The organism is Sulfitobacter sp. SH24 (assembly GCF_965641895.1).
Classification (GTDB): domain Bacteria; phylum Pseudomonadota; class Alphaproteobacteria; order Rhodobacterales; family Rhodobacteraceae; genus Sulfitobacter; species Sulfitobacter dubius.
On sequence record NZ_OZ282575.1, the window covers coordinates 3004530 to 3029132 of the forward strand.

Consider the following 24603-nt stretch of genomic DNA (forward strand, 5'->3'; position numbering starts at 1 on the left):
GTTGAAAGCGCCGCCCCTTTTCGGGAGCGGCGCTTTTGTCATTCCTGCGGTAAGGTGGAAGCCTCGAGCCCTTCAGGCTGGCCGACCACGACGAAGTGCAGGTTCTCCGGGTCCAGCAAATCCGCCGCGACGCGCTTGACGTCTTCCAGCGTGACCGCTTCGACCTTGTCGTTGCGGGTCGCGATATAGTCGGTCGGCAGGCCGAGCATCTGCATGCCAACGAGGATATTGGCAATCGGGCTGTTACCGTCAAACCGCAGCGGATAGGCGCCGGTGATATAGGTCTTGGCGGCCTCCAGTTCCTCTTGGGTGATGCCCTCGGTCGCGGCTTTGGCCCATTCGGCGCGGATCACGTCAATCGCCTCACCGATACGGTCATTGGCCGAACTGACGGAGCCGAGGTAGGTCTCAGCCAGATCGCGCGGGGCGAGGTAGGAGTAGACGCCGTAGGTCAGGCCACGCTTCTCGCGCACCTCGGTCATGAGACGGGATTCGAAACCGCCGCCGCCGAGGACGTGGTTCAGCACTGTCGCCGTGAACCAATCGGGATCGTCCTGCGCGAGGCCCGGCTGGCCAAAGATCGCAACGGATTGCGGTGTGGCGAAATCGACCACGGTCGTGCCCGCGGGGATATCCACATCGGCAGGCGGGGGCATCGGCGCACCCTTGGCGGGCAGATCGCCCAGCAGGGTATCGAGCAGCTTGCCCAGTTCTTCGGGGCTGATGTCGCCCACGGCGCCGACATAGATGCGGTCACGGGCCAGCACGGCGCTATGCGCCTCAATCAAGTCGTCGCGGGTCAACCCGGCCACCGTCTCAAGCGTGCCGTTCAGAGAACTGCCATAGGGATGGTCGCCAAAGGCGATCTTGTCGAAGGTCTGGCGGGCGATCTCATTCGGGTCTTTCTGGTTCGACTGGATGTTTGAGATCACCTGACCGCGCACCCGCTCTACCGCATCTTCGTCAAAGCGCGGCTCCAACAATGCGGCGCGCAGAAGCTCGATGGAGGCGTCGCGGTTTTCGGTCAGGAAACGGGCCGAGACGGAAAGCGAGTCATCCGACACGTCGAAGCTGAGGTTGGTTGCCAGCGCTTCGGTCTCGCGGCTGAAGGCACGCGCGTCCATGTCGCCTGCGCCCTCTTCCAGAAGGCCGGTCATCAGGTTGATCGCGCCGCGTTTGCCGGGGGCGTCCAGAGATGCGCCGCCCCGGAAACGGATTTCCAAGGCAACAAAGGGGATCGAATGTTCTTCGACCAGCCAAGCGGTGATGCCGCCGGGGCTGGTGACGGGTTGAATGTCGACTTCGGCACGGGCGGGGAGTGCGGCAAACGCCGACAAGATCAGGGCGTAGAAAAATCTCATTGCGCGTCCTCCTTCATCAGCCATCCGGTGACCGATGCGCGTTTGTCGAACAGGGTGCGGGCCGCCTGCATGATGTCTTCGGCAGTGACGGCTTGTAGCACGTCGGGCCAATCTTGCACGTCTTGCACCGTTAGGCCGATGGCGAGGGCAGAGCCGTAGCGGTTTGCCACGCGGTCGGCATCGTCGCGGGCGTAAATCTGATCAGCGCGCAATTGCGCCTTGAGGCGCTCAAGATGCTCAGGGTCCACCCCGGCCTCCATGAATTGCACGAGCACCTCGTCCAGCGCCTCTTCGGCCTGCTGGAGGCTAACGCCGGGCACGGGCAGCACCACGACATCAAAGGTCGTGTCGTCGAGCGTATCAGCCTTGTAAAAGGCGCCGGTGTAATTGGCGATCTGTTCGTCGAATTGCAGCTTTTCAGCGAGGTAGGAGGTGGTGCCGCCGCCCAGCAATTCGCTGAGAAGCAAAAGCGCCGCCGCCTCTTCCTGCGCACCGCTGTCGCGTTCCTGCGCGAGGTAGGAGCGGCGCACATAGGGCTGGGCCACGCGGGCATCTTTGTAGATCAACCGGCGTTCGGCGATCTGCGGCGGCTCTGCGGTGCGCAGGCGTTCGGGCAGGTCAGGGTTGGCGGGGATCTGACCATAGGTGGCTTCGGCCAGTTCGCGTACGTCCTCGGGCATCACATCGCCGGAGACCACGAGGATGGCGTTGTTGGGCGAATAGTAGAGCTCATAGAACGACAGCGCATCTTCGAGGTCCAACTCCTCCATCTCATGTTTCCAGCCGATGATCGGCACGCCGTAGCGGTGGTTGAGATATTGCGCGGCGTTGAGCTGTTCGCTGAACAGGGCGGCGGGGTTGTTCTCGGTCCGCTGGTTGCGCTCTTCCAAAATCACATCGCGTTCGGTTTCGATGTTTTCGGGGGTGAGGCGGATGTTCTTCATCCGGTCGGCCTCCATCTCCATCATCAGGCCGAGACGGTCAGCGGCGACGCGCTGGAAATAGGCGGTGTAGTCGTAGCTGGTGAAGGCATTGTCGCGCCCGCCGTTGGCGGCCACGGTGGCGGAAAACTCGCCCGACTCCAGCTTATCGGTGGCCTTGAACAGCAGGTGTTCAAGGAAATGCGCCACGCCGGACGACCCTTTGGGTTCATCGGCTGAGCCTGCGCGGTACCAGACCATCTGCTGCACGACCGGGGCGCGGTGGTCTTCGACGACCACGACCTCCATGCCGTTATCGAGGGTGAAATGGGTTACCGCCTCATTCTCGTTATCGCGCGCCTGCGCGGAGGGGGCTGTGAAGAGCGTCGCCACCAGGGCCGCCATCATCGGCAGTCGGATCATTGCTTACCTCGAAATATATCGCCTCCCGCATTACCTACGCGGTCTGACGCTACATTCAAGAAGCCTAGCGAAAACGTGTGTCTTGTGGCGGGTAAGACGGCGTGCGCCCGCCTGCCTTGCGCCAGCGCTCTGCCTCGCTATAGGCATCGAGTGTTTGCCGCTGGTAGGCTTGGCTGTAGCGATCCACCGGCACGATGCGGAACTGGGTGAAGCGACCCTTGCGTTTGCGGAACTCGGCATCGGACTGTGCCAATGTGCCGCGAATACCGGGCTGTACACCCATCCGGCCTGCATGTTGCACCAGTGCTGCGTCGCCTGCGGGGATACCACCGGACGTATCCAATCGCCCGCCAAAGGCTGCAACGCCTTCTGCAATCGCCGAACGATCGGTCAGGTTCGCCTGCCCCGGTGTGGGGACGGGCAAGCTGTTCAAACTGTCAGGCCGTTCCAGCGGCTTGACCGGTTGGATCAAGAACTCATCCGGACCGTCAGAAACAGGCTGCAAATCGCGAAGGCCCTGATTGCTGCAGGCGGCGAGGGCCAGCGGGATCAAGCTGATGAGGGCAATGCGACGCATGGTGTCTCCTTTCGGGGTCTGCATGTTCAATATCGCAGGCAGGCGGGCAATGTCACTGACCTTTTTTGCCCCGGCGCTTGGACGCGCTTTTTGGCTCTCCGGTAAAGAGGATCAGGCCCAAGGCTCCGGCGAAAATGAAGACATCGGCAAGGTTGTAAACAAAGGGATTATTGATGCCACAGCAAGAGTTATTCAGGAAATCGAGCACATAGCCATAGATCAGCCGATCCGCCACATTCGCCAGCGCCCCGCCGACCAACATCCCGCCGCTCAGTTGCGCCCAACGCCCATGCGGGCTGCGCCACAGCCAAACAGTGACGCCCGCGCAGATCGCCAGCGCCAGCACAATGAGCACCCATTGGCTCATGTCGCCGCCGAGGCCGAAGTTGATGCCCCGGTTTTCACCATAGCGGAAATTCAGCACCGGCGGCAGCACATCAATGGAACGGATACGTGCCAGTTCCATCATGTGAATGACCACATATTTGCTGATCTGATCGATCAGAAAGGCCACGAAGGCCGCGATGCCGAATGTCCGCATGGTGCTGCCCTTCGCTTAGTGCCGGAAGTGGCGCATATTGGTGAAGACCATGGCAAGGCCCGCTTCATCCGCTGCGGCGATCACTTCGTCGTCCCGCATGGAGCCGCCGGGCTGAATCAGCGCCGTGGCACCGGCCTCTGCCGCCGTGATCAGACCGTCCGCGAAGGGGAAGAATGCGTCGGAGGCCACCACGGAGCCTTGTGTCAGCGGTGCCTCGATATCCATCACCTCGGCCATGTCCTGCGCCTTGCGCGCGGCGATGCGCGTGCTGTCCACCCGGCTCATCTGGCCCGCACCGACGCCGACGGTGGCGCCGTCTTTGACATAGATGATCGCGTTGGATTTGACGTGTTTGGCCACGGTCCACGCGAAAAGCATGTCGTCCAGTTCTTGATCCGATGGCTTGCGCTTGGTCACGACCTTGAGGTCGTCGCGGCTAACCCGGCCCACGTCTTTGTCCTGCACAAGGAACCCGCCCGAGACCTGACGCACGGCCAAAGCAGCGGCGGCAGGGTCGGCCAGACCTTCGGTGGTCAGCAGGCGCAGGTTCTTCTTAGCGGCAAAGATGCGCTTGGCCTCCTCATCCGCGCCGGGCGCGATGACAACTTCGGTAAAGATCGCGGCAATCGCCTCGGCGGTCGGGCCGTCGAGCGGTTGGTTCAGCGCGATGATGCCGCCGAAAGCGGAAGTGCGGTCACAGTCGAAGGCGCGTTTATAGGCGTCGAGCATTGTCTCGCCCCGCGCCACGCCGCAGGGGTTAGCGTGTTTGATGATCGCGCAGGCAGGGCCATCCTTGGGGTCGAACTCGCTGACCAGCGCAAAGGCCGCATCGGTGTCGTTGATATTGTTGTAGGATAGTTCCTTGCCCTGATGCTGCACGGCGTTCGCCAGACCGGGCGCGGTGGAGCCATCGGTATAGAAAGCCGCCTGCTGATGCGGGTTCTCGCCATAGCGCAGGGTCTGGGCCAGCGTGCCGCCAAAGGTCCGGCGGCGCGGGGTCCCTGCGACCTGCTCGGCCATCCAAGTGCTGACGGCGGTGTCATAGGCGGCGGTGCGGGCATAGGCGGTCTGAGCGAGGCGCTGGCGCAGGGCGTAGGTGGTCTGACCGTCGTTGGCCTCCATCTCAGCGATCACCTCGGCGTAATCCTCGACATCGACCACGACGTTGACGAAACCGTGGTTCTTGGCCGCCGAACGGATCATCGCTGGTCCACCAATGTCGATATTCTCGATCACCTCGGCATATTCCGCGCCCTTGGCGACGGTTTCCTCGAAGGGGTAAAGGTTCACCACAACCAGATCGATTGCGCCGATGTTATGCTCGGTCATCGCGCCGACATGGGCGTTGTTGTCGCGCAGCGCCAGCAGACCACCATGCACCACCGGGTGCAGCGTCTTCACGCGCCCATCCATCATCTCAGGAAAGCCCGTCACATCGGCCACATCCAACACCTCAAGCCCCGCGTCGCGCAGTGCTTTCGCGGTGCCGCCGGTGCTGAGCAGTTCCACGCCGCGTGCCGCCAAAGCTTTGCCAAGGTTCAAAAGACCGGTCTTGTCGGATACGGAAAGAAGCGCGCGTTTGATGGGATAGAGATCGGGCATGGGGCTGGTTCCTTGGTCAGTCTTCATCAGCATAGGGATCGTCGATCGACAAATCTCGCACGCCAATCGCAGTTTCCTGCGCTTTTGACAACGACCAGCGCACCCGTGTGGCATAGTTCATGGCATAGCCCGAGAGCACGATCTGCTGCGCGGCGCGCGGTTTAAGACGGGTTGTCTCTAGGTAAACCCCCGGTTCCAAAGACAGATTATGCGTGCCGTCATGGCGAAAAACCCAAATCTCACCGCTTTTCAGCGCCATTGAGATCGCAGCCCCGCCAAGGTCAACCGTGGCATCTACATCCGGGTGGAGGTGAAAACGGATGTCAAAGGGCACTCCTTTCAACCGTGTGGCATCCAGCATCTTGTCGAAACGCCGCTTCTCGGCATCCTCTATCGCCAGCAGCATATCTTCCCCCGACAGGCCGCGCCCGTCCGACGTCAGTTCAAGCCGTCGCGCATGGGTCAGCCCGTGGCTGCGCAGATAGGCATCGTGCCCCCCTTCAAAGCGCAGACCATCGGCGGCCTCTCCGATCTCAACGGGCACATGGCGCGGCCCGTGGATCAGCGCCTCTTCTCCCGTGTGGCGATCAGGCTCTGCCAGCCGCGCGCTGGAATAGCCCACCAGCGACAGCGCTGAATGCGACGGCGTGGCCCGCCCTGCCCGACGCCACTCCAGCCCAAAAGACGCGCCTGAGCCGCAGTTCACCACCAAAGGCCGCCGCCCCGAGGTCAGCTCGAACGCCAATGTCGAGGCATGGGCATTGCTCGATGCCGAGCCACCCGGCGGGGGTGCGGCATCGACAATCACGCTGGTGCGCCCCGCAGACAGCCGTGCATAGCCCATCGCCAACCCATCGGGCTGCCGTGTCTTGACCTTGGCCGCCGCCAGCGCGTGATCCAGCCAGCCTTCCATACCGCGCCCACCGCCGTGGAACCGCGCCAAAGCGCCATCCGCATGGCGCAGGCTGCGCAGGGTGGGCGCGATACGCTCGATCGCAGTCAGATGTTCCTTTGGCGTACTGCGGCCTGCATCGCTTAGCGCGGCAGCGGCCCATGTCAGCAGGGTAAACACGGCTAGCAACTCCTCAGGGTTGCGGGTGGGCAAACCGCCCTCGGCGTCGATCTGGCTGGCACATTCGCGCGCCAATGCCTTAATCGCCGGATCGGCCAGTTCCTCCAACCCTTCAAGCGATAGGCCCGCATAGATCAACCCGGTCAGCGCCTCGAACCGAGGCAATCCCGGCGCAGAGGCACGCCAGCGTTTCGACAAAAATCGGGTCTGTTGCTCTAGCGAACGGTAGAAAACATCGCTCTGCTCGGCCTCCGTGCCCCGCAACATGAAAAGCGCATGGTTGATCCAACGGATCAGCCGCCGCCCCGTCAGCGCCGGGGTCCAGCCCGGCCCCTGCCCGCGCCCGAAGCGGTTGATCCAATCCCAAAGCCAATCCTGCGCCGCTGTCCGCGCCCGCGCGTCGCCCACTGCGGCAAGGTCATCCAACCATGCAAATCCATGCAGTTCCGCCGCAAAGACGTGATCTGGCGGGGCCAGTTCCCACATCGCGGTCTGCGGCGCGGTTAAAAGGCTGCCAGCAAAAAGGTAATTGCCCGCGATCAACTGCCGCCCCCGTGCAAAAGAACCAATGGTGCGCGGCTCGGGCGAAGACACAAAACCTGTCGCCCGCCCGCGCCCACGAGTCGCGCGCCACGCGTGCCAGCGGTTCAAGAACCGCGCCCTTCGGGCCATGACGCTGGAAAGATTAATCATATCAAGCTGCCCCTGACGCTCTGATGGCGTTTGACGGGATCATAGCCCCCGCGCCGTGATGAGTCACCGAATTTTCCCCATGCGCCGGGCAATCGGCGGGGAACGGTCCCTTGCCAGCGCGGCCGCGCCTTGCCTAAAAGATAGTCGTCCCAAGCGGAGCACGCAGATGATCGCCAGCCTGATGATGTACCTGCGGCCAGAGACCGCCGAGGCCCATGGCCGCTATTGGGCGCTGATCAGCGAAGAACTTGCCGCGCGGGGCATCGCAGCGCCCGAAACACTGAACAACAAAGCAGAGGAATTTACAGTTTGGAAGGCGCCGGACCTGACCCTCTCGCAAACCTGCGGGATGCCTTACCGTCTGTGGCTGCACGACCATGTCACGTTGATCGGTACGCCTGACTTTGCCGTCGCAGGCTGCCCGCCGGGATATTACAACAGCGTCTTCGTGATCCGTGCCGATGATCCCCGTGAAACAATTTCCGAATTTCGCGCGGCGCGGTTCACCTACAACCAGTCATTTTCACAGTCTGGATATGCCGCTGCTTACACGCATTGCAGCGCAGAGGGGTTCTGGTTCAAGGACCGCTCACAAAGCCATGGTCACCGCAACTCTGCCCAGACCGTCGCAGATGGGCGCGCGGATATCGCAGCACTTGATGCGGTGTCATGGCGATTGATCCAGCGCTACGATCCCTTCGCCAGCCACCTGCGGGTGCTAGAGCGCACCACACCAACACCCGGCCTGCCCTATATCGCGGCGGCGGGGGCGAATCGTATCGCGACTTTTGCAGCGGTCAGCCAAGCCATCGCGCGGCTTATGCCTGAAGATATCGAAACGCTGGGCATCAGGGGTTTGGTAGACATCCCAAGCGCGGCATATCTTGCCGTGCCGTCACCGCCGATCGGCGCGTGACGCTTAACCTTTGCGCAAACAGGCGATGTAGAACCCGTCCATGCCGCCTTTGTCAGCCCAGAAATCAGGGCGCAGACGCAACCCGCCCTCTTCGGTGATCCACTCTGCGTTGACCCCGGCCACGTCCAGCGCGGCGCGGTCAACGGTCATGTCGCCATGCCGCTCCAGTGCCTCATCGACCTGCACTTCGCCCTCGTCCGGCAGCAGGCTGCAGGTGCAGAACACCAGCCGCCCACCGGGTTTCAGCAGGCTCCATGCGTGGTCGATCAACTCGGATTGCAACTCGATCAGATCACCGAATTCCGAGCCGTCCTTGGCATGGGGCAGATCGGGGTGGCGGCGGATTGTACCGGTGGCAGAGCACGGCGCGTCGAGCAGGATGGCGTCGAATTCCCCTTCTACGGCACGCGCGTCTTTGGTCAGCGTCTTAGCCTTAAGACCCACGCGGGTCAGATTTTCCTTCACCCGCTGCATCCGGGGATGGGACTGGTCGACGGAAGTGACAACGGCCCCGGCAGCGGCGAGTTGCATGGTCTTGCCCCCCGGTGCGGCGCAGAGGTCCAGCACGGTCTCGCCTTCTTTCGGGGCCAGCACCCGCACCGCAATCGCGGCGGCAGCGTCCTGCACCCACCAGTCGCCTTCGGCAAAGCCGGGCATGGTCGAGACCTGCCCGGCATCCGTCACCCGAACGGAGCCGGTCGGCAGCAGCGTGCCGCCCACGGCCTCGGCCAAAGCGGCAGGGTTGCCCTTGGCGGTCAGATCAAGCGGCGCGCCCGCGAAATGCGCCTCTTCCATCGCGGCGATGGCGTCCGTTCCCCAAGCCTCAGCCAGCGGGCCGCGCAGCCATTTGGGCAAGCGCGGTGCGCGCAGGGCGCCCCATGCTTCGGGGCCCTGCGCGGCAATCTTGCGCAAGACGGCGTTGGTCAGCCCTTTAAGGTGGCTAAGCGTGCGGTGCTGGGACACAAGATTGACCATCGTGTTCACGACCCCATGCGCCGCCCCGCCCTGACAGAGCTCCACCGTACCGACGCGCAGCACGTTGCGCACGGTCAACGGGGGGGCCTTTTGCAGATGTTTTTGCAACAGCCGGTCGGCACGCTCCAACCCGCGCAGCGTGTCCTGTGCGAGACGTTGTGCCCGCGCCCGGTCATCGGGGGGCAGCTTGTCCAACGCGCCGGAGGCGAGCAGTTCCGACATCAGACGTGGCTCTTCGCCCAAAACCTGATCCAGCAGATATACCGCGCTTCTGCGGGCCTGAACGCCTGTGTCTGCCATGATCTTATCCTATCTGGGTCTTGCTTCGGGGGTTGCCGGGTTGTCTGGGCCAGCGCGCGACGTATATCAAGGGAGAACTTGGCTCAAGAGGACCATGATGCCCGATCAACGCCCCATTCCCGACAGTAGACCCGGCCCTGACCCAACTCCAAGCCCCGCGCCGGACCTGCCCCCGCAGCCCAAACCGGGCCCGAAACCGATCCCCGACACGCCGCATGACCCGACACCGGCCCCCGGCCCAGACCTGCCCGCCGCCGCGCAACGTGCCTTGGCCGAAGCTGCCGCACGGCGCGAGGCCGCCGCAGCGCTGGATCTGCCCGCCGAACTCGGCGGGCGAGATGGGCCGGAGCCGGTGCGCTATGGTGATTGGGAGAAAAAGGGCATCGCTGTCGATTTCTAAGCGGCCTTAGCGCAGGGTCAGCACCGCCGATTCACCCGTCCCCTTGTCTGAGGTGAAACGGATTTTCGCGCCATCGCGCATGACAACTTGGCAGTTATAGCCCAGATCCTTGCCGCCCCAGACCAGCGTCCGACAGAAGAAACCGTCTTTCCACGTCCAAGTGCCCGTGACCTCCCAAACCGCGCCTTTGCCGGAAATGGCTCCGCCAGAGGTCACCCGCAGATCGACGAGCGGGCGGGTCAGCCTTTTGCCATTCACCGCCGCGACGAAGTCGGATTTGCTTTGGATACGGGCATATTCCGCCGCCGCGGGCAGGGCGCTCAGCGCCAGCATCGCAGTCGCGGCGAGTGCAAAGATAAATCTCATCGAAACCTCCCATCAGTGAATTGCCTTCGGCATTCACGTAGCTCACGCGGGTAAAGTTTCAGATAATCTGCGCTATTATGAGGTTTTCAGGCCCAGCACATCCAGCATGTCATATTCGCCCGGCGCCTGTCCCTGCCCCCAGAGCGCTGCCTTCAGCGCGCCTCGCGCAAAAAGAGCCCGGTCAGAGGCGATGTGGCGCAGGATGATCCGCTCGCCAGCGGCGGCGAACATCACATCATGTTCCCCCACGATGTCACCGCCCCGGATCGCGGTGAAACCGATATCGCCCTGCTGGCGCGAGCCAGTGATGCCATCGCGGCCCCTGTCGGAGACATCCGCGAGTTTCACGCCCCGCCCCTCGGCGGCAGCTTCGCCCAACATCAAAGCGGTGCCTGACGGTGCGTCGACCTTTTGATTGTGATGCGCCTCGATGATCTCAATGTCGTAGTCAACATCCAGCGCGGCGGCGACCTGACGGGTCAACTGTGTCAGCAGGTTCACCCCAAGGCTCATGTTGCCCGCGCGGACGATGATGGCCCCCTGCTCGGCTGCTGGGGCAAGCTGCGCGATCTCCTCATCGGTCATCCCGGTGGTGCCGATGACATGCACGATCCCGGCCTTCGCGGCCTCGGCAGCAAAGGCAATCGTAGCTTGCGGCGCGGTGAAGTCGATCACGGCTTGCACCTTGGCAAACGCCTCGGCTGCGTCGTCAGTTACGGTCACACCAGACGCAGTGCCCCCCATCGCTTCGCCCACATCGCACCCCACCCAGTCATGACCGGGACGCTCCACCGCCGCGGCCAGATGCATTTTGTCGCTAGCGGTGATCTCACGGATCAACATCTGGCCCATGCGGCCAGAGGCGCCGGTAACGGCAATGCCGGGGGTCTGTGTCATGGGGGTGTCTCCTGCAGTTCGGGGGCATGAATGGCTCGGCTGGTTTAGCCCGTCGGCGAGCGCTTGGCAAAGTGCAACCGAAGCCTTAGATGGGGTTCATGGCAAAGAACAAGTTTCATGAGGGCGCAGGCCCGTCGCAACGACAACTCCGCGTGGGCGAAACCGTCCGCCGCGCCTTGTCTGATGTACTCGCACGCGGGGACGTGCATGACACCGACCTCAACCGTCTGTCGATCACCGTGGGAGAGGTGCGCATCTCGCCCGATCTCAAGATCGCCACGGCCTATGTGCTACCACTGGGTGGTGAAGGTCAGGATGAGGTGCTCAAGCTGCTGGCGCGCAATAAGAACGAATTGCGCCGACAGGTGGCTAAGAAACTCACGCTCAAGTTTTCCCCCGATCTGCGGTTCCAATTGGATCGCACATTCGACCGGATGGACGACACGCGCCGGATGTTGAACCAAGACGTGGTGCGCCGCGATGCGGATGCGCCGGATGATGACGCTGCAGACTGCGCGCCGGATCAGTGATCCGCGCCGGTCTGATCGCATTGGCGCTGATCGCGCTGAAAGGCACGCCTTCGGACGCCGCCGAATGTCGCAACATCACGTTTGACGGCAGTTCCTATACTATTTGCGAAGTTGATCTGGAGCGTGACGATCTGCGGCTCTTTCTTAACGATGACACAGGCGCGCCCTATGGGTTCTTCGGATCGCTTGATGAGGCCTTGAAGGCGCAGGGCTTGCGGCTGGGCTTTGCGATGAACGCGGGCATGTACCACGAGGATCGTTCTCCGGTCGGGCATTACGTCGAAGAAGGCGTCGAGGCGCGCGGCGTGATCGACAGCGCGGGGCCTGGCAACTTTGGCCTGCTGCCCAACGGCGTCTTCTGCCTGCGCGATGGCCGCGCCGATGTGATTGAGACCAAGCGTTACCTCAAGAGCAAACCTGACTGCCGCTTTGCCACGCAATCGGGGCCAATGCTGGTGATCGACGGGGCGCTGCATCCGCGATTCTTACCCAACAGCACCTCGCGCTATATCCGCAACGGCGTTGGCACCACGGCAGACGGAAAACGCGCGGTTTTCGCGATTTCCAATGACGTGGTAACCTTTCATGAGTTTGCCCGGCTCTACCGCGATGAGCTGGACCTGCCTAACGCGCTGTATTTCGACGGCAATATCTCACGTCTGCGCGCACCGGGACTGCGCCGCACCGGGGCGGGCTTCACCACGCTAGGGCCGATCATCGGCATCGTCACGCCTGCAAAGTGACTTTTCCCCGGCGCTAGGGCTGGGCAGCGGCGCGCGGCTCCGTTAGAGGGCAGCACCACAAAGGCGAAGGGGCAAGACATGGCACGCAAACGCAAAGGTCGCGACATTTCCGGTTGGCTGGTGGTGGACAAACCCGCCGGGCCGACATCGACCGCCGTGGTCAACAAGGTTCGCTGGGCGCTTGAAGCCAAGAAGGCGGGCCACGCGGGCACGCTTGATCCCGAAGCCACCGGGGTTCTGGCCATCGCCTTGGGCGAAGCGACCAAGACCGTGCCCTATATCACCGACGCGCTCAAAGCCTATGAGTTCACCGTGCGTCTGGGGATTGCCACCAACACCGACGACGCCGAAGGCGAAGTCATCGGCACCTCCGATCTGCGCCCCGACGATGCGGCCATCAAGGATGCGCTAAGCAATTTTATCGGCGATATCCAACAGGTACCGCCGCAGTTCTCTGCCGTGAAGATCGACGGCCAGCGCGCCTATAAACGCGCCCGCGATGGCGAAGAGATGGACATCGCCGCCCGCCCGCTTTGGGTGGAAAGCCTGCTGCTGCTCGACCGGCCCGACGCCGATCACGTCACACTTGAGATGGTCTGCGGCAAGGGCGGCTATGTCCGCTCCATCGCGCGCGACTTGGGGCAGAAGCTTGGTTGCCTCGGCAACGTCCGCGAGCTGCGCCGCACGTGGTCCGGCCCGTTTGAGGCCGCGAACGCGCTGACGCTGGCACAGATCGACGAGATCGCACGAACGCCAGAACTCGACACGCATCTGCTGCCGCTGGCCGAGGGGCTGGTCGACCTGCCCGAGGTCAAAGCCACGCCCGAAGGTGCCACCCGTCTGCGCAATGGCAACCCCGGCATGGTCATCGCCCATGACGTGGAATATGGCGACGAATGCTGGGCTTCGCTGGATGGCCAGCCCGTGGCCGTGGGCCGCTTCAAAGTGGGCGAATTGCACCCCAGCCGGGTGTTTAACCTCTCTACGGACACGAACGAGGGCTGAATGCCCCTCATCACCCGCAGCCATACGAAGGGCGATGCGCCCTCAACGGCGGTCTACTCTGCTTGCGAGCAATACCGCTACAGCCTCACACGAGTCTGGGACAGCGCTGCGCCGCGGGTGATGTTTGTCATGCTGAACCCCTCCACCGCGACGGAGGTGCAGAACGACCCCACCGTCGAGCGTTGCGAGCGTCGGGCGCGGGTGCTGGGCTTTGGCGGTTTCCGGGTGACCAATATCTTTGCCTTTCGCGCCACCGATCCGCGCGACATGCGTGCCGCCCCCGATCCGATTGGCCCCGACAACGACGCCACGCTGGTCGAAGGGGCCGACTGGGCCGACCAGATCATCGCCGCTTGGGGCGTGCATGGTGCCCATCTGGACCGGGGCCTTAGCGTCGCCGCACAGTTGGCGGCGGGGGCCAAACCGCTCTACCACCTTGGACTCTCCAAGGCCGGGCATCCGCGCCACCCCCTCTACCTGCCCTACACACAAGAGCCGGTTTTGTGGCAACCCTAGCGCCCCGCGCTGGCAGGCATTCGTTAACCACTTTCCCGCTATTCCTTTGATTTTACAGCCACAGCGTGCCCTTCTAAGGGCGGGATGATGTGTGGGGCATCAAGCAATGAACGGGTGGAACTGCGCATGTTGTGGCTGGCTGGTGTGATGGGTCTGATGGCGGTCAGCGCTGTCACTTTCGTTGAAATCGAAACGCCGCCCGATGATGATGTTCCAGAAGGTGACACTCCGCGCGGCCCCAACACCGTCGGAGACATCCTGTCGGGCAGCGATGGCGGAGAGACGGTGCAGGGAGGCACGGGCGACGACCAACTTGGTGGCCACGGCGGGAATGATCTGATCCATGGCGCCGCCGGCGATGATGATCTGCACGGCCATGATGGCAACGACACGCTGTACGGCGATGATGGCGACGACAGCCTGCACGGCAATGACGGAGATGATGACCTTTTCGGCGGCGCAGGGAACGACAGCCTCTTTGGCCATAATGACGATGACTTCCTCTATGGCGGTGCGGGCGATGACGCGCTGCAAGGCTCTGCGGGTGATGACGTGCTGCATGGCGAAGCTGGGAGTGACGCGCTCCAAGGCGGGCTTGGCGATGATGCGCTGCGCGGTGGCGCGGGCGAAGATACGCTCTTTGGCGGCTGGGGCGACGACACGCTTACCGGGGCGGATGACCTGCAAAGCCGCGATTACCTGAACGGTGGCGGCGGGGATGACCTGATCGTAGCGGGGGCCGGGGACGTGGTGACATCCGGCGAGGGCACGGATCGGATCGTAATGGGCGAATGGATCGGCAGCGGCGGTGCCGCGCAGATTACGGACTACCACGCACAGGATGATTCGCTGCTTTTTGTCTGGGATGACAGCGCCGCAGCCGGGGCGGAACCGCCGCTCGCGATCCTGCCCGACCCCGATCTGCCGGGCCAATCGCTGGTTATGCTTGATAATATTATTGTTGCACGGGTTCTCGGGGACAGTGTTGCGCTTGATGATATTGCCCTGATCCCGCTCAGCGCGGCCTTTAACCTTGGCTTTGCGGCATAACGCATCTGACAAGCTGGCATAAATCAGCCTTTGCCAAAGGCGCAAATTCCTCCTATACGCCCCCATCGCCTGCTGATTCCGTCAGCGGGTGATATCTCCATGGGCCTGAGCTGGACGACATCCCGGCCTGCGCCATCCATTTAAACTCTTTTCGAAAGGAGACCCCGATGTCGATTACTGCTGAAGAAAAAGCAAAAGTCATGAAAGATTTCGGCACCAAAGAAGGCGACACAGGTTCGCCCGAAGTACAGGTTGCCATTCTGACCTCGCGCATCGTCACGCTGACCGAGCACTTCAAGACCCACAAAAAAGACAACCACGGCCGCCGTGGTCTTTTGAAAATGGTCGCGACGCGCCGCAAGCTGCTGGATTACGTTAAGGCCAAAGATGAGTCCCGTTATCAGGACCTGATCAAGCGCCTCGGCCTGCGCCGCTAATTGCGGACAGCCCGCCGGGTTTCCCGGTGACAGGACGACCCAAACCTCCCGGCCCACGCCGGGAGGTTTTTTGTTGCGCGCAGGTCAGCGCAGAGCGCAACGGAGAGAAGCCGCCGCTCATAGCCCCGCTACGACAGAACGCTTCCCATTTGCCTTGAAAACCTGTATGTCCGCGCAATCTGAAATCCGGCGCGCGGACTCCTGCGCCTGAAAAAGAAGATACCGGAGTCAGGGGCAATACGGCCCCTATGCAATGGCCAATGGGCCAAAAAGGAAACGTAGATGTTTAATGTAACGAAAAAATCGATCCAGTGGGGCGAAGAGACGCTGACACTGGAAACCGGTAAGGTTGCCCGTCAGGCGGACGGGTCGGTGATTGCCACGCTGGGGGAAACCAGCGTTATGGCCAACGTGACGTACGCACGTCAGCAAAAGCCGGGCCAGGACTTCTTCCCCCTGACCGTGCACTACCAAGAGAAATACTATGCCGCCGGTAAAGTACCGGGTGGCTTCTTCAAGCGTGAGGCCCGCCCCACCGAGAAAGAAACCCTGACCGCGCGTCTGATCGACCGTCCGATCCGCCCGCTTTTTGTCCCCGGCTTCAAAAACGAAGTTCTGGTGATGTGTACCGTGCTGAGCCACGATCTGGTGAACGACCCCGATATGGTCGCGATGATCGCCGCTTCCGCCGCGTTGACCATCTCCGGCGCGCCCTTCATGGGTCCGATCGCGGGCTGCCGCGTGGGCTATGAGGATGGCGACTACATCCTGAACCCAACAATCGACGACATGCAGGACCTGCGCCTGAACCCCGAGCAGCGCCTCGATCTGGTTGTCGCCGGCACCAAAGACGCCGTGATGATGGTCGAATCCGAAGCCTATGAGCTGTCGGAAGAGGAAATGCTGGGCGCCGTTAAGTTCGCCCACGACCAGATCCAGCCGGTCATCGACCTGATCATCGATCTGGCCGAAGACGCGGCGAAAGAGCCGTTCGACTTCCAGCCCGACGATTACTCGGACCTGTCCGCCGCTGTGAAAGCCGCTGGCGAAGACGAAATGCGCGCTGCATTCGCCATCGCCGACAAGCAAGAGCGCACCGCCGCTGTTGCCGCCGCCCGCGAGACGATTAAGGGCAAGCTCACCGAAGAGCAGCTTGAGGACAAGAACCTCGGCTCCGCGATGAAGGGCCTTGAGGCCAGCATCCTGCGCGGCGACGTGGTGAAAACCGGCAAGCGTATCGACGGTCGTCGCACCGACGAAATCCGTGACATCGTGGCTGAAACCGGCATCCTGCCGCGGACACACGGCTCGGCGCTCTTCACCCGTGGTGAAACCCAAGGCTTGGTCGTGACCACGCTCGGCACCGGCGACGATGAGCAGTTCATCGACGCGCTGCACGGCAACTTCAAATCGAACTTCCTGCTGCACTATAACTTCCCCCCCTACTCGGTTGGTGAAGTTGGTCGCGTGGGCCCTCCCGGCCGTCGTGAAGTTGGCCACGGTAAGCTCGCTTGGCGTGCTCTGCAGGCGGTTCTGCCCGCAGCGACAGACTTCCCCTACACCATCCGTCTCGTGTCCGAGATCACCGAATCCAACGGTTCGTCCTCCATGGCATCCGTCTGCGGTGGTTCGCTCTCGATGATGGACGCAGGCGTGCCGCTGAAATCGGCTGTGGCCGGTGTGGCGATGGGTCTGATCCTCGAAGATGACGGCTCCTACGCGATCCTGTCGGACATCCTCGGTGACGAAGACCACCTCGGAGACATGGACTTCAAAGTGGCCGGTACCGAAGCGGGCATCACATCCCTGCAGATGGACATCAAGGTTGCAGGCATCACGCCCGAGATCATGGAAAAAGCCCTGGCTCAGGCCAAAGAAGGCCGTATCCACATCCTTGGCGAGATGAACAAGGCGCTCTCGGGTGCCGCGGACTTCTCCGTCCACGCCCCGCGCATCGAGACCATGCAGATCCCCACCGACAAGATCCGTGAAGTGATCGGGTCCGGCGGTAAGGTCATCCGCGAGATCGTCGAAGTCTCCGGCGCCAAGGTCGACATCAACGACGAAGGCATCATCAAGATCGCAAGCGCCAATGGCGACGCCATCAAAAAGGCCTATGACATGATCTATTCGATCGTGGCAGAGCCCGAAGAAGGCGCCGTCTACACCGGCACCGTGGTCAAGATCGTCGATTTCGGCGCTTTCGTGAACTTCTTTGGCAAGCGCGACGGTCTGGTCCACGTGTCCCAGATCGAAAACCGCCGCCTGAACCACCCTTCGGACGTTCTGAAGGAAGGTCAGGAAGTGAAAGTGAAGCTCTTGGGCTTTGACGATCGCGGCAAGGTGCGCCTGTCGATGAAAGTTGTCGATCAGGAGACTGGCGAAGAGATCACTGCCGAGAAGAAAGAACCGGCAGAAGGTTGATTAAATCCTGCTGCGGACCCTCCCCGGGGTCCGCAGCTTTTCCCGCAGGGCAGTACAAGACATGAGCGCAGAGCATCTGGTCACGATTTGCATTACCATGGGGCTGCGTCCCGATGTCCTGCAACAAACGCTCGAAAGCCTCGGCCCAGACCTGCGTAAGCTCCCCATCATTGGCATTAACGACTTTGGCGATGCCCAAACAAGCGCGGTCTTCGACCGTCTCTGCCCCCACGGCCAGCGCGTTGATCTGGGCAAACAGGTCGGACACCACCCCGCCGTTGACGCCATGTATGCCAAGGTGCGCACGCCTTACGTCTTTCACATGGAGGACGACTGGGAATTCACCCGCCACGATTTCTTAGATGACGCCCTGCGCCTGCTAGAGGCCCATCCCGATGTTTCCTCGGTCTGTTTCCGCGACACCGATAACTTCTTCATCGAAGACGCGGCCCGCGCCCAGATCGTCAATGAGGACTGTGCAGGCGTCTCCTACGCGCGCATGGATGCCCTTAGCCCTAAATGGTATGGCTATACGTTCAACCCGCATCTTGCCCCCCTCTCCCTCTGGAAAGAGGTTGGCGGCTTCAGCGGTTTCAAACGTGAAAGCCATATCTCGCGTCACCTGCGCAAACAGGGAAAATTTACCGCCTTTTTGAAACCCGGCGCCTGCCAGCATATCGGGTTTGTCAGCGTCGCTCACAAACCGCCCTCCGCCTTCAAACGGTTCAAAAACTGGCTGCGCGGTCGACCTACCCCCAAAGCTTAACCCGTAAGAACCTGTCACCCCCGGGGCCGATAGGAATGAGGTCAAATCCATGCCGCAGCGCCCAAAGGGATTCGTTATCAATCTCGCCGCCTCCCCCAAACGGCTGGACAGCGCGAAGGCCGAGTTGGACGGCGCCCAAATTGACCCGATCCGCGTAGACGCATTCGACGGGCGTGAAATCGACCTTGCGCAGTTCGCGCCCTATAACGATAGCAAAGCCCGACGGTTCATGGGCCGGTCGATGACCCAAGGTGAGGTCGGATGCTACGTCTCCCACCAACGCGCCGCCACAGCCTTTCTAGAAAGCAGCGATGAGATCGGCTTCGTTTTCGAAGATGATATCGCCCTGCAGCCTGAGTTCAAAACCGCCGTGCCACAACTGATAGAATGGCTCCGCGCCCGCGACGATTGGCACTGCGTCAACTTAGGCGCAACGCGCTTGAAAATCACCAGTCCCATGGCAGAGGTCGCAGGCATTGAAGTGCTCCGCGCCCACTATTTCCCCATGCTCGCCCATGCGCTGATCTGGAACCGCGCCGGAGCCAATGCCTTCCTTGCCGCCTCCGAGCCTATTTTCTGCCCCGCGGACAATATGTTAAGACAAGTCCTCACACGTTCCGACATGGGGTTGGCAACCGCCCAAAGCCTCGTCACCGCTGGCCGGTTCGACAGTGACATTTCCGCCCGCTCAGGCGGCAACCGGGGTCAGTTCCGCCGGTCGCCGCTCTATGGCCTGCGCAAACAGCGCCGCTTGCTGCATGAAAAAGCGATGGCCTTCGCACATAAGCTCGGCCATCGCTGACAGCGCATCAGCCCGGCAGCTTGGCCTTACGCAGATAGGGCAACACAGTATCGAAAGCCCCGAACTTCGCCTTGGCGTCCTCGTCTGACACGGTCGCGGGAATGATTACATCCTCGCCCACCTGCCAATCCGCTGGCGTTGCCACGCCATTCTTGCCAGCAGTCTGCAACCCATCCAGCGCCCGCAGCACCTCGGCAAAGTTACGGCCGACATTCATTGGATAGGTCATGCTCAGCTTCAACTGCTTATCCGGCGAAATGATAAAGACCGAGCGCACCGTGGCACTGTCATTGGGCGTGCGGCCATCAGGCATATAGGCTTCGGCGGGCAGCATATCAAAGGCCTTCGACACCTCCAGCCCAGCGTCAGCGATAATCGGGAAACCGGCCTTGGTGCCCGCAACCTTCTCAATATCGCCCTTCCACTTTCTATGCTCTTCAACCCCGTCAACGCTGACGCCGATCACCTTGGTGCCGCGCTTTTCCCACTCATCGGAGAGCCGCGCCACGGCGCCGAATTCGGTCGTGCAAACGGGGGTGAAATCCTTCGGATGCGAGAACAGGATCGCCCAGCTGTCACCGACGAACTCATGCAGCGAAAAACTGCCCTGATCGGTTTCGACGGTAAGGTCGGGAATAGTGTCGTTGATACGCAAGCCCATGATATCCTCCGGGTCAATCTGTGAACAGATAGGCTAGAGGTAATCGCAAACCCCGCCATTTTCACCCCCCGATTGCCACAAAGCAAAACTTCACCGCAGCGCCACGGCCCCTTCCCCTTCATCCTTTCTTAAATACCGATCCCGCCCCCACCTCACATCGCAAGGCTGGGCACGGAGCGCCCTTCAGAACGGCGCCTTCGCCCGTACCTTGGTCGATGTCCCGCCCTGCGGATGGTTAAACCGCAATTCCTCACTATGCAGCATCAAGCGCGGAAAATCCCGCGCAGGCCCGGTAGCATAGAAAGGGTCGCCCAAGATCGGATGCCCAAGCGCCAGCATATGCACGCGAAGCTGGTGGCTGCGTCCGGTCTTGGGGAACAGCCGAACGCGGGAGGTTTCTCCATTAGTCTTGAGCATCTTCCAATCTGTTTGTGCGGGTTTGCCCGTTTCATGGCAGACCTTTTGCAAGGGCCGATTGGGCCAATCAACGATCAACGGCAGATCGACCGTGCCGGACTTCCCTTCCGGCACACCCCAGACCCTTGCAACATAGGTTTTCCGCGTCATGCGTTTTTCAAACTGCAGCCCAAGATGGCGCTGCGCATGGGGCGTCATCGCAAAGATCATCACGCCCGAGGTGTCCCGATCCAACCTATGCACCAGCAGTGCCTCGGGAAAGACCGCCTGCACCCGCGCGATCAGGCAATCGGCCAGATGCTCGCCTTTGCCGGGCACGCTCAGCAAACCAGAGGGTTTATCGACCAGCAGCACTTCGGCGTCTTCATGCAGAATGACCAGCGGGTCCTGTGGCGGGTTATATTCGCTATCCATGGCTCCCCCTCGCAGATGACGCCCCGCTGATCAAGCAAGGCGCGGCCTTTAGGCGACAGCGGCGAAACTGTCTTTGAGAATCGCCGACAGCGCATCGGCATCCGCTTGGGTGAACGCATTGGGTTGGTCGCTGTCGATATCAAAGACCCCCAGCAATTCGCCTGCCCCGTTCCAAACCGGCAGCACCAGTTCCGACCGTGTCGAGGATGCGCAGGCGATATGCCCGGGGAACGCATCGACATCCGCCACCAACTGCACCTCGCCCGTGCGTGCAGCAGCCCCGCAGACCCCACGCGAGAACGGAATCACCAGACAGCCGTGCCCGCCTTGATAGGGCCCGATTTTCAGCAATTCAGGCGCGGTCACGCGGTAGAAGCCCGTCCAATTAAAGCGGTCATCGGACTGATGCACCTCGCAGGCAATCGTGGCCATCAAGGCCACGGCGTCATCTTCGCCGTCGGTCAGGGCGGCGATGGTTTTGGCAAGGGTTTGGTAGTCGACTGTCATGGTGAAACTCTTATTGCAGACGGGAAAAGGGAGGCGGGCCGCCTCCCTTCGAATGGTTAAAGAAACGTGGATCAGGGACGCTCAATCGCGATGGCGGTGCCTTCGCCGCCACCAATGCAGATCGCCGCGATACCGCGCTTCAACCCGCGCTTTTCCAGTGCGTTCAAGAGTGTCACCATGATCCGCGCCCCCGAGGCACCGATGGGGTGGCCAAGCGCACAGGCGCCGCCGTTAACGTTCACGATGTCATGCGACAGGTCCATTTCATGCATGAAGGCCAGCGGCACTACGGCGAAGGCTTCATTGACCTCCCACAGATCCACGTCTTCTTTCTTCCAGCCGATCCGCTCCAGCAGTTTTTGCGCTGCGGGCACGGGTGCGGTGGTGAAAAGCCCCGGCGCTTGGGCGTGGCTGGCATGGCCGACGATCCGTGCGCGGATATTCAGATCCTTGGCTTTGGCGCTGTCCTCATCCGCCAGAACCAAAGCCGCCGCCCCGTCTGAGATCGAAGATGAGTTTGCCGCCGTCACCGTACCGCCCTCGCGGAAAGCCGGCTTTAGCTGCGGGATCTTCTCGGGCCGGGCGCTGGCGGGCTGTTCGTCCGCGCTAACCGTGGTGCTGCCCTTGCGCGATGTCACCTCCACCGGGGCGATTTCATCGGCGAAAGCACCGCCTTCCTGCGCCTCAATCGCACGCGACAGCGACGCGAGTGCATAGTCGTCTTGGGTCTCACGGGTGAACTGGAACCGTTCGGCGCAATCCTCGGCAAAGGTGCCCATCAGGCGGCCCTTGTCATAGGCGTCTTCCAAGCCATCAAGGAACATATGGTCGATCACCTGCCCATGGCCCAGCCGCGCGCCGCCACGCATTTTCGGCAGCACATAGGGCGCGTTGGTCATGCTTTCCATGCCGCCCGCGACCATCACATCGGTATGGCCAAGCGCGATTTGGTCAAAGGCCATCATCGCCGCTTTCATGCCCGAACCGCACATCTTGTTGAGCGTGGCGGCGGGCACTTCTTCGCCCAGACCTGCCTTGAAGCCCGCCTGACGCGCGGGCGCTTGGCCCTGACCTGCAGGCAATACGCAGCCCATCAGCACTTCCTGCACAGCACTTGGGTCCATCGCCCCCAAGGCCGCTTTGATCGCGCTGCCGCCCAACTCCGCGGCCGTAAGCCCTTCGAAAGCGCCCTGAAAGCCGCCCATTGGGGTTCTGGCTGCACCGGTTATCACGACATTGCGCATCACGTTCTCCTTAAGTTGGGCCGCATAACATGAGGTGAGGTTTTGCGGTTAATCACGTCTGGAACTTTACAGTCTTGAGCCATGTCTATGGAAGTTTCCGCAAGAAAAGAAGACCGCTTTTGCACGGTCAGCGTGCTCCACAAGCAGATCAACGCGGCTGTTAGCTGGCCTGATTGCCCCGTTATTACCCCCCTCCTTTGAGGCAGGGCGGTACGCATATTCCCCAAAACAGCCTCGCTGGGATCACAATTGCGCCTTGGTTGAGCGGCATGAACCTAGTTGTAGCTGCATATAGCTTCCCTCGGTGCCGCGTTTAATAGCCCCCACCCAGTACGCGGTGCCGAGGAACTTCTCCCAAATTTCACCTCGCATTGGCAGAACCAACATCACGGTCTAGGGTCGCGTTGACGTATATCAGCGAGAGGCACCCCATGCGCGATTTCCATCTTCCCGGCCGGTCGGCTGTTTTGGCAACCAATGGCATGTGCGCCACCTCGCACCCGCTGGCCGCGCGGGCGGCGGTGGATATCCTTGGGCGTGGCGGCAATGCGATGGACGCGGCGATTGCTGGCGCGGTGCTGCTGGGCATTTGCGAACCACAGATGACCGGGATCGGTGGTGATTGTTTTGTGCTTTACTCCCCTGCGGGCAGTAAAGAGGTCCATGCGCTCAACGGCTCTGGTCGTGCGCCTGCTGGGCTGGATGCCGCCAAATTGCGGGAAAAGGGCGAGACAACGGTGCCACTCCGCTCTGCCGATGCTGTGACCATTCCCACCGCCATTGACGCCTTCTGCCACCTGTCTGAGAGCGTGGGCAAGCTGGGGTTGGACGCCCTACTGGCCCCTGCGATCCACTATGCCGAGGCCGGTGTGCCCGTCGCCCCGCGCGTGGCCTTTGACTGGGCCACAGATGGCGGCACCTTGCAGGGCCGGGCACGCGACCACTTCTTGATTAATGGCAAAACGCCCCGCGGCGGTGACATTTTCCGCGCGCCGGGCCAAGCCGAAGTGCTGCGCCGCGTTGCTGCTCAGGGGCGCGATGCGTTCTATAGCGGAGAAATCGCTGAAGACATGATTACCACGCTGCAAGCCGCAGGCGGCAGCCACAGCGCCGAAGATTTTGCAGCGGCCCGCGCCGAGGTCACGACGCCTGTGTCGGGCCATTACAAAGACCTCGAAGTGGTCGAGCATCCGCCCAACGGCCAAGGCGCCACCGCCCTTTTGCTGATGAACATCCTCAACCATTTCGACATCGCCGGAATGGACCCGCAAGGCGCCGAACGGCTGCATATTGAGGCTGAGGCCACCAAGCTTGCCTATGACGCGCGCAATCGCTTTCTGGCTGACCCGGATCATACGACGCGGTTGGACCACATGCTCGCGCCTGAAACAGCCCGCGCACTCGCAGCGCTAATTGATCCCAAACGCGCGATGGCCGCCGCCGCGCCGATCAGCGAGGCGGTGCATAAAGACACGATCTATATCACAGTGGTAGATGGCGACGGCATGTCGGTGTCGTTGATTTATTCGATCTTCCACGGCTTCGGCTCGGGGCTAGCCTCGGACAAGTTCGGCATCCTGCTGCAGAACCGCGGCGCAGGCTTCACGCTGGAAGAGGGTCACCCCAACGAACTGAAGGGCGGCAAGCGCCCGATGCATACCATCATCCCCGGCATGATCCGCGAGAATGGTCGCGTGACGATGCCCTTCGGCGTGATGGGCGGTGCATATCAACCCTGCGGCCATGCGCGCTTTGCGTCCAACCTCTCCGATTTCGGCATGGATGTGCAAAGCGCCATCGACGCGCCCCGCGCCTTTGCCGATGGGCATGTTATGAAGGTCGAGCGCGGCTTTGGCGATGACGTTCGTCAAACGCTGAGCGACTTGGGGCATAAGGTTGAGATACCCGCCACCGCGATCGGCGGCGCGCAGGCCATCCGCATTCGCGAGGACGGCGTGCTTGAAGGGGCCAGTGACCCGCGCAAAGATGGCTGTGCTTTAGGGTATTGATTGGCGAAAGTCTGGCGGGCAACAGCCCGCCGGGC

Annotated in this window: 25 protein-coding genes; 12 read left to right on the forward strand and 13 right to left on the reverse strand. The window is 61.9% G+C overall.

The window, feature by feature from the left end:
- Positions 1-38: 38 nt before the first annotated feature.
- The 6 genes from ACSQ16_RS17370 to ACSQ16_RS17395 form a co-directional block, all read right to left on the reverse strand.
- Positions 39-1361, reverse strand: a complete 1323-nt coding sequence (locus ACSQ16_RS17370) for a M16 family metallopeptidase (protein WP_243262170.1) — start codon at positions 1359-1361, stop codon at positions 39-41.
- The gene (locus ACSQ16_RS17375) at positions 1358-2704 is read right to left on the reverse strand and encodes a M16 family metallopeptidase (protein WP_243262169.1); all 1347 of its coding nucleotides are present in this window, start codon (positions 2702-2704) and stop codon (positions 1358-1360) included. The genes ACSQ16_RS17370 and ACSQ16_RS17375 overlap by 4 nt, the downstream gene beginning before the upstream one ends.
- A 64-nt stretch (positions 2705-2768) precedes the next feature.
- Positions 2769-3281, reverse strand: coding sequence for a DUF3035 domain-containing protein (locus tag ACSQ16_RS17380; RefSeq protein ID WP_243262167.1), 513 nt, complete (start codon positions 3279-3281; stop codon positions 2769-2771).
- A gap of 52 nt (positions 3282-3333) precedes the next feature.
- On the reverse strand, positions 3334-3822 hold the full coding sequence (gene lspA / locus ACSQ16_RS17385) for a signal peptidase II (RefSeq protein WP_093927889.1): 489 nt from the start codon (positions 3820-3822) through the stop codon (positions 3334-3336).
- 15 nt (positions 3823-3837) lie between these two features.
- On the reverse strand, positions 3838-5424 hold the full coding sequence (gene purH / locus ACSQ16_RS17390; RefSeq protein ID WP_243262166.1) for a bifunctional phosphoribosylaminoimidazolecarboxamide formyltransferase/IMP cyclohydrolase: 1587 nt from the start codon (positions 5422-5424) through the stop codon (positions 3838-3840).
- 16 nt (positions 5425-5440) lie between these two features.
- Positions 5441-7189: a heparinase II/III family protein gene (locus ACSQ16_RS17395; RefSeq protein WP_243262165.1), complete on the reverse strand. Its 1749-nt coding sequence runs from the start codon at positions 7187-7189 to the stop codon at positions 5441-5443.
- A 166-nt stretch (positions 7190-7355) separates the two neighbouring features.
- Here ACSQ16_RS17395 and ACSQ16_RS17400 point away from each other — a divergent pair, with 166 nt between their 5' ends.
- Positions 7356-8105 carry a phosphate/phosphite/phosphonate ABC transporter substrate-binding protein gene (locus tag ACSQ16_RS17400; protein ID WP_243262164.1) on the forward strand — a complete coding sequence of 250 codons (750 nt, stop codon included), beginning with the start codon at positions 7356-7358 and terminating at the stop codon, positions 8103-8105.
- Between the two features lie 3 nt (positions 8106-8108).
- Here ACSQ16_RS17400 and ACSQ16_RS17405 read toward each other — a convergent pair whose 3' ends face one another.
- Positions 8109-9380: an RsmB/NOP family class I SAM-dependent RNA methyltransferase gene (locus ACSQ16_RS17405; protein ID WP_243262163.1), complete on the reverse strand. Its 1272-nt coding sequence runs from the start codon at positions 9378-9380 to the stop codon at positions 8109-8111.
- A gap of 97 nt (positions 9381-9477) precedes the next feature.
- Here ACSQ16_RS17405 and ACSQ16_RS17410 point away from each other — a divergent pair, with 97 nt between their 5' ends.
- The gene (locus ACSQ16_RS17410) at positions 9478-9780 is read left to right on the forward strand and encodes a DUF1674 domain-containing protein (protein WP_269341648.1); all 303 of its coding nucleotides are present in this window, start codon (positions 9478-9480) and stop codon (positions 9778-9780) included.
- A gap of 6 nt (positions 9781-9786) precedes the next feature.
- On the opposite strand, the gene ACSQ16_RS17415 is transcribed toward ACSQ16_RS17410, so the two are convergent.
- Together ACSQ16_RS17415 and dapB are read right to left on the reverse strand one after the other, a co-directional pair.
- On the reverse strand, positions 9787-10146 hold the full coding sequence (locus ACSQ16_RS17415) for a dihydrodipicolinate reductase (RefSeq protein WP_243262162.1): 360 nt from the start codon (positions 10144-10146) through the stop codon (positions 9787-9789).
- 75 nt (positions 10147-10221) lie between these two features.
- Entirely contained in the window at positions 10222-11043 is an 822-nt protein-coding gene (dapB, locus tag ACSQ16_RS17420; RefSeq protein ID WP_243262161.1) for a 4-hydroxy-tetrahydrodipicolinate reductase, read from the reverse strand.
- Positions 11044-11141: 98 nt separating this feature from the next.
- On the opposite strand from dapB, the gene rbfA reads away from it, so the two are divergent.
- The 9 genes from rbfA (at position 11142) to ACSQ16_RS17465 (ending at position 19316) form a co-directional block, all read left to right on the forward strand.
- Positions 11142-11573 (forward strand): 30S ribosome-binding factor RbfA, encoded by a 432-nt coding sequence (rbfA, locus tag ACSQ16_RS17425; RefSeq protein WP_243262160.1) that lies wholly within the window; start codon positions 11142-11144, stop codon positions 11571-11573.
- Complete coding sequence (locus ACSQ16_RS17430; RefSeq protein ID WP_243262159.1) at positions 11570-12316, forward strand: phosphodiester glycosidase family protein; 747 nt, start codon at positions 11570-11572, stop codon at positions 12314-12316. The genes rbfA and ACSQ16_RS17430 overlap by 4 nt, the downstream gene beginning before the upstream one ends.
- Positions 12317-12394: 78 nt before the next feature.
- A complete protein-coding gene (gene truB / locus ACSQ16_RS17435; RefSeq protein WP_435988574.1) occupies positions 12395-13321 on the forward strand; it encodes a tRNA pseudouridine(55) synthase TruB in 927 nt (308 codons plus the stop codon).
- On the forward strand, positions 13322-13837 hold the full coding sequence (locus ACSQ16_RS17440; RefSeq protein ID WP_243262157.1) for a DUF1643 domain-containing protein: 516 nt from the start codon (positions 13322-13324) through the stop codon (positions 13835-13837). It abuts the gene before it with no gap.
- A gap of 87 nt (positions 13838-13924) precedes the next feature.
- The gene (locus tag ACSQ16_RS17445) at positions 13925-14887 is read left to right on the forward strand and encodes a calcium-binding protein (RefSeq protein WP_317405639.1); all 963 of its coding nucleotides are present in this window, start codon (positions 13925-13927) and stop codon (positions 14885-14887) included.
- A gap of 167 nt (positions 14888-15054) precedes the next feature.
- Positions 15055-15324 carry a 30S ribosomal protein S15 gene (rpsO, locus tag ACSQ16_RS17450; RefSeq protein ID WP_067624299.1) on the forward strand — a complete coding sequence of 90 codons (270 nt, stop codon included), beginning with the start codon at positions 15055-15057 and terminating at the stop codon, positions 15322-15324.
- Positions 15325-15606: 282 nt separating this feature from the next.
- Positions 15607-17748: a polyribonucleotide nucleotidyltransferase gene (gene pnp / locus ACSQ16_RS17455; RefSeq protein ID WP_243262153.1), complete on the forward strand. Its 2142-nt coding sequence runs from the start codon at positions 15607-15609 to the stop codon at positions 17746-17748.
- A gap of 61 nt (positions 17749-17809) precedes the next feature.
- A complete protein-coding gene (locus ACSQ16_RS17460; protein WP_243262151.1) occupies positions 17810-18514 on the forward strand; it encodes a glycosyltransferase in 705 nt (234 codons plus the stop codon).
- Between the two features lie 49 nt (positions 18515-18563).
- Complete coding sequence (locus tag ACSQ16_RS17465; protein WP_243262150.1) at positions 18564-19316, forward strand: glycosyltransferase family 25 protein; 753 nt, start codon at positions 18564-18566, stop codon at positions 19314-19316.
- Positions 19317-19323: 7 nt separating this feature from the next.
- Here the strand turns inward: ACSQ16_RS17465 and ACSQ16_RS17470 are convergent, their stop codons facing one another.
- From ACSQ16_RS17470 to ACSQ16_RS17485, 4 genes are all read right to left on the reverse strand, one after another.
- Entirely contained in the window at positions 19324-19977 is a 654-nt protein-coding gene (locus tag ACSQ16_RS17470; protein WP_243262148.1) for a peroxiredoxin, read from the reverse strand.
- A gap of 183 nt (positions 19978-20160) precedes the next feature.
- Positions 20161-20808 (reverse strand): RluA family pseudouridine synthase, encoded by a 648-nt coding sequence (locus ACSQ16_RS17475; RefSeq protein WP_243262147.1) that lies wholly within the window; start codon positions 20806-20808, stop codon positions 20161-20163.
- Between the two features lie 48 nt (positions 20809-20856).
- Positions 20857-21315, reverse strand: coding sequence for a GAF domain-containing protein (locus ACSQ16_RS17480; RefSeq protein WP_093927876.1), 459 nt, complete (start codon positions 21313-21315; stop codon positions 20857-20859).
- Between the two features lie 71 nt (positions 21316-21386).
- Positions 21387-22559: a thiolase family protein gene (locus ACSQ16_RS17485; protein WP_243262146.1), complete on the reverse strand. Its 1173-nt coding sequence runs from the start codon at positions 22557-22559 to the stop codon at positions 21387-21389.
- 431 nt (positions 22560-22990) lie between these two features.
- Between ACSQ16_RS17485 and ACSQ16_RS17490 the strand changes: the two genes are divergently transcribed.
- The gene (locus tag ACSQ16_RS17490; RefSeq protein WP_243262144.1) at positions 22991-24568 is read left to right on the forward strand and encodes a gamma-glutamyltransferase family protein; all 1578 of its coding nucleotides are present in this window, start codon (positions 22991-22993) and stop codon (positions 24566-24568) included.
- Positions 24569-24603: the final 35 nt, after the last annotated feature.

Coding starts and splice junctions, on each gene's coding strand:
- ACSQ16_RS17465 (WP_243262150.1), top strand. CDS start 18,564: ATGCCGCAGCGCCCAAAGGGATTCGTTATCAATCTCGCCGCCTCCCCC.
- rbfA (WP_243262160.1), top strand. CDS start 11,142: ATGGCAAAGAACAAGTTTCATGAGGGCGCAGGCCCGTCGCAACGACAA.
- ACSQ16_RS17440 (WP_243262157.1), top strand. CDS start 13,322: ATGCCCCTCATCACCCGCAGCCATACGAAGGGCGATGCGCCCTCAACG.
- ACSQ16_RS17480 (WP_093927876.1), bottom strand. CDS start 21,315: ATGACAGTCGACTACCAAACCCTTGCCAAAACCATCGCCGCCCTGACC.
- ACSQ16_RS17370 (WP_243262170.1), bottom strand. CDS start 1,361: ATGAGATTTTTCTACGCCCTGATCTTGTCGGCGTTTGCCGCACTCCCC.
- purH (WP_243262166.1), bottom strand. CDS start 5,424: ATGCCCGATCTCTATCCCATCAAACGCGCGCTTCTTTCCGTATCCGAC.
- ACSQ16_RS17470 (WP_243262148.1), bottom strand. CDS start 19,977: ATGGGCTTGCGTATCAACGACACTATTCCCGACCTTACCGTCGAAACC.
- ACSQ16_RS17395 (WP_243262165.1), bottom strand. CDS start 7,189: ATGATTAATCTTTCCAGCGTCATGGCCCGAAGGGCGCGGTTCTTGAAC.
- rpsO (WP_067624299.1), top strand. CDS start 15,055: ATGTCGATTACTGCTGAAGAAAAAGCAAAAGTCATGAAAGATTTCGGC.
- ACSQ16_RS17490 (WP_243262144.1), top strand. CDS start 22,991: ATGCGCGATTTCCATCTTCCCGGCCGGTCGGCTGTTTTGGCAACCAAT.
- ACSQ16_RS17405 (WP_243262163.1), bottom strand. CDS start 9,380: ATGGCAGACACAGGCGTTCAGGCCCGCAGAAGCGCGGTATATCTGCTG.
- truB (WP_435988574.1), top strand. CDS start 12,395: ATGGCACGCAAACGCAAAGGTCGCGACATTTCCGGTTGGCTGGTGGTG.
- dapB (WP_243262161.1), bottom strand. CDS start 11,043: ATGACACAGACCCCCGGCATTGCCGTTACCGGCGCCTCTGGCCGCATG.
- pnp (WP_243262153.1), top strand. CDS start 15,607: ATGTTTAATGTAACGAAAAAATCGATCCAGTGGGGCGAAGAGACGCTG.
- lspA (WP_093927889.1), bottom strand. CDS start 3,822: ATGCGGACATTCGGCATCGCGGCCTTCGTGGCCTTTCTGATCGATCAG.
- ACSQ16_RS17475 (WP_243262147.1), bottom strand. CDS start 20,808: ATGGATAGCGAATATAACCCGCCACAGGACCCGCTGGTCATTCTGCAT.
- ACSQ16_RS17445 (WP_317405639.1), top strand. CDS start 13,925: ATGTGTGGGGCATCAAGCAATGAACGGGTGGAACTGCGCATGTTGTGG.
- ACSQ16_RS17460 (WP_243262151.1), top strand. CDS start 17,810: ATGAGCGCAGAGCATCTGGTCACGATTTGCATTACCATGGGGCTGCGT.
- ACSQ16_RS17400 (WP_243262164.1), top strand. CDS start 7,356: ATGATCGCCAGCCTGATGATGTACCTGCGGCCAGAGACCGCCGAGGCC.
- ACSQ16_RS17410 (WP_269341648.1), top strand. CDS start 9,478: ATGCCCGATCAACGCCCCATTCCCGACAGTAGACCCGGCCCTGACCCA.
- ACSQ16_RS17485 (WP_243262146.1), bottom strand. CDS start 22,559: ATGCGCAATGTCGTGATAACCGGTGCAGCCAGAACCCCAATGGGCGGC.
- ACSQ16_RS17415 (WP_243262162.1), bottom strand. CDS start 10,146: ATGAGATTTATCTTTGCACTCGCCGCGACTGCGATGCTGGCGCTGAGC.
- ACSQ16_RS17375 (WP_243262169.1), bottom strand. CDS start 2,704: ATGATCCGACTGCCGATGATGGCGGCCCTGGTGGCGACGCTCTTCACA.
- ACSQ16_RS17380 (WP_243262167.1), bottom strand. CDS start 3,281: ATGCGTCGCATTGCCCTCATCAGCTTGATCCCGCTGGCCCTCGCCGCC.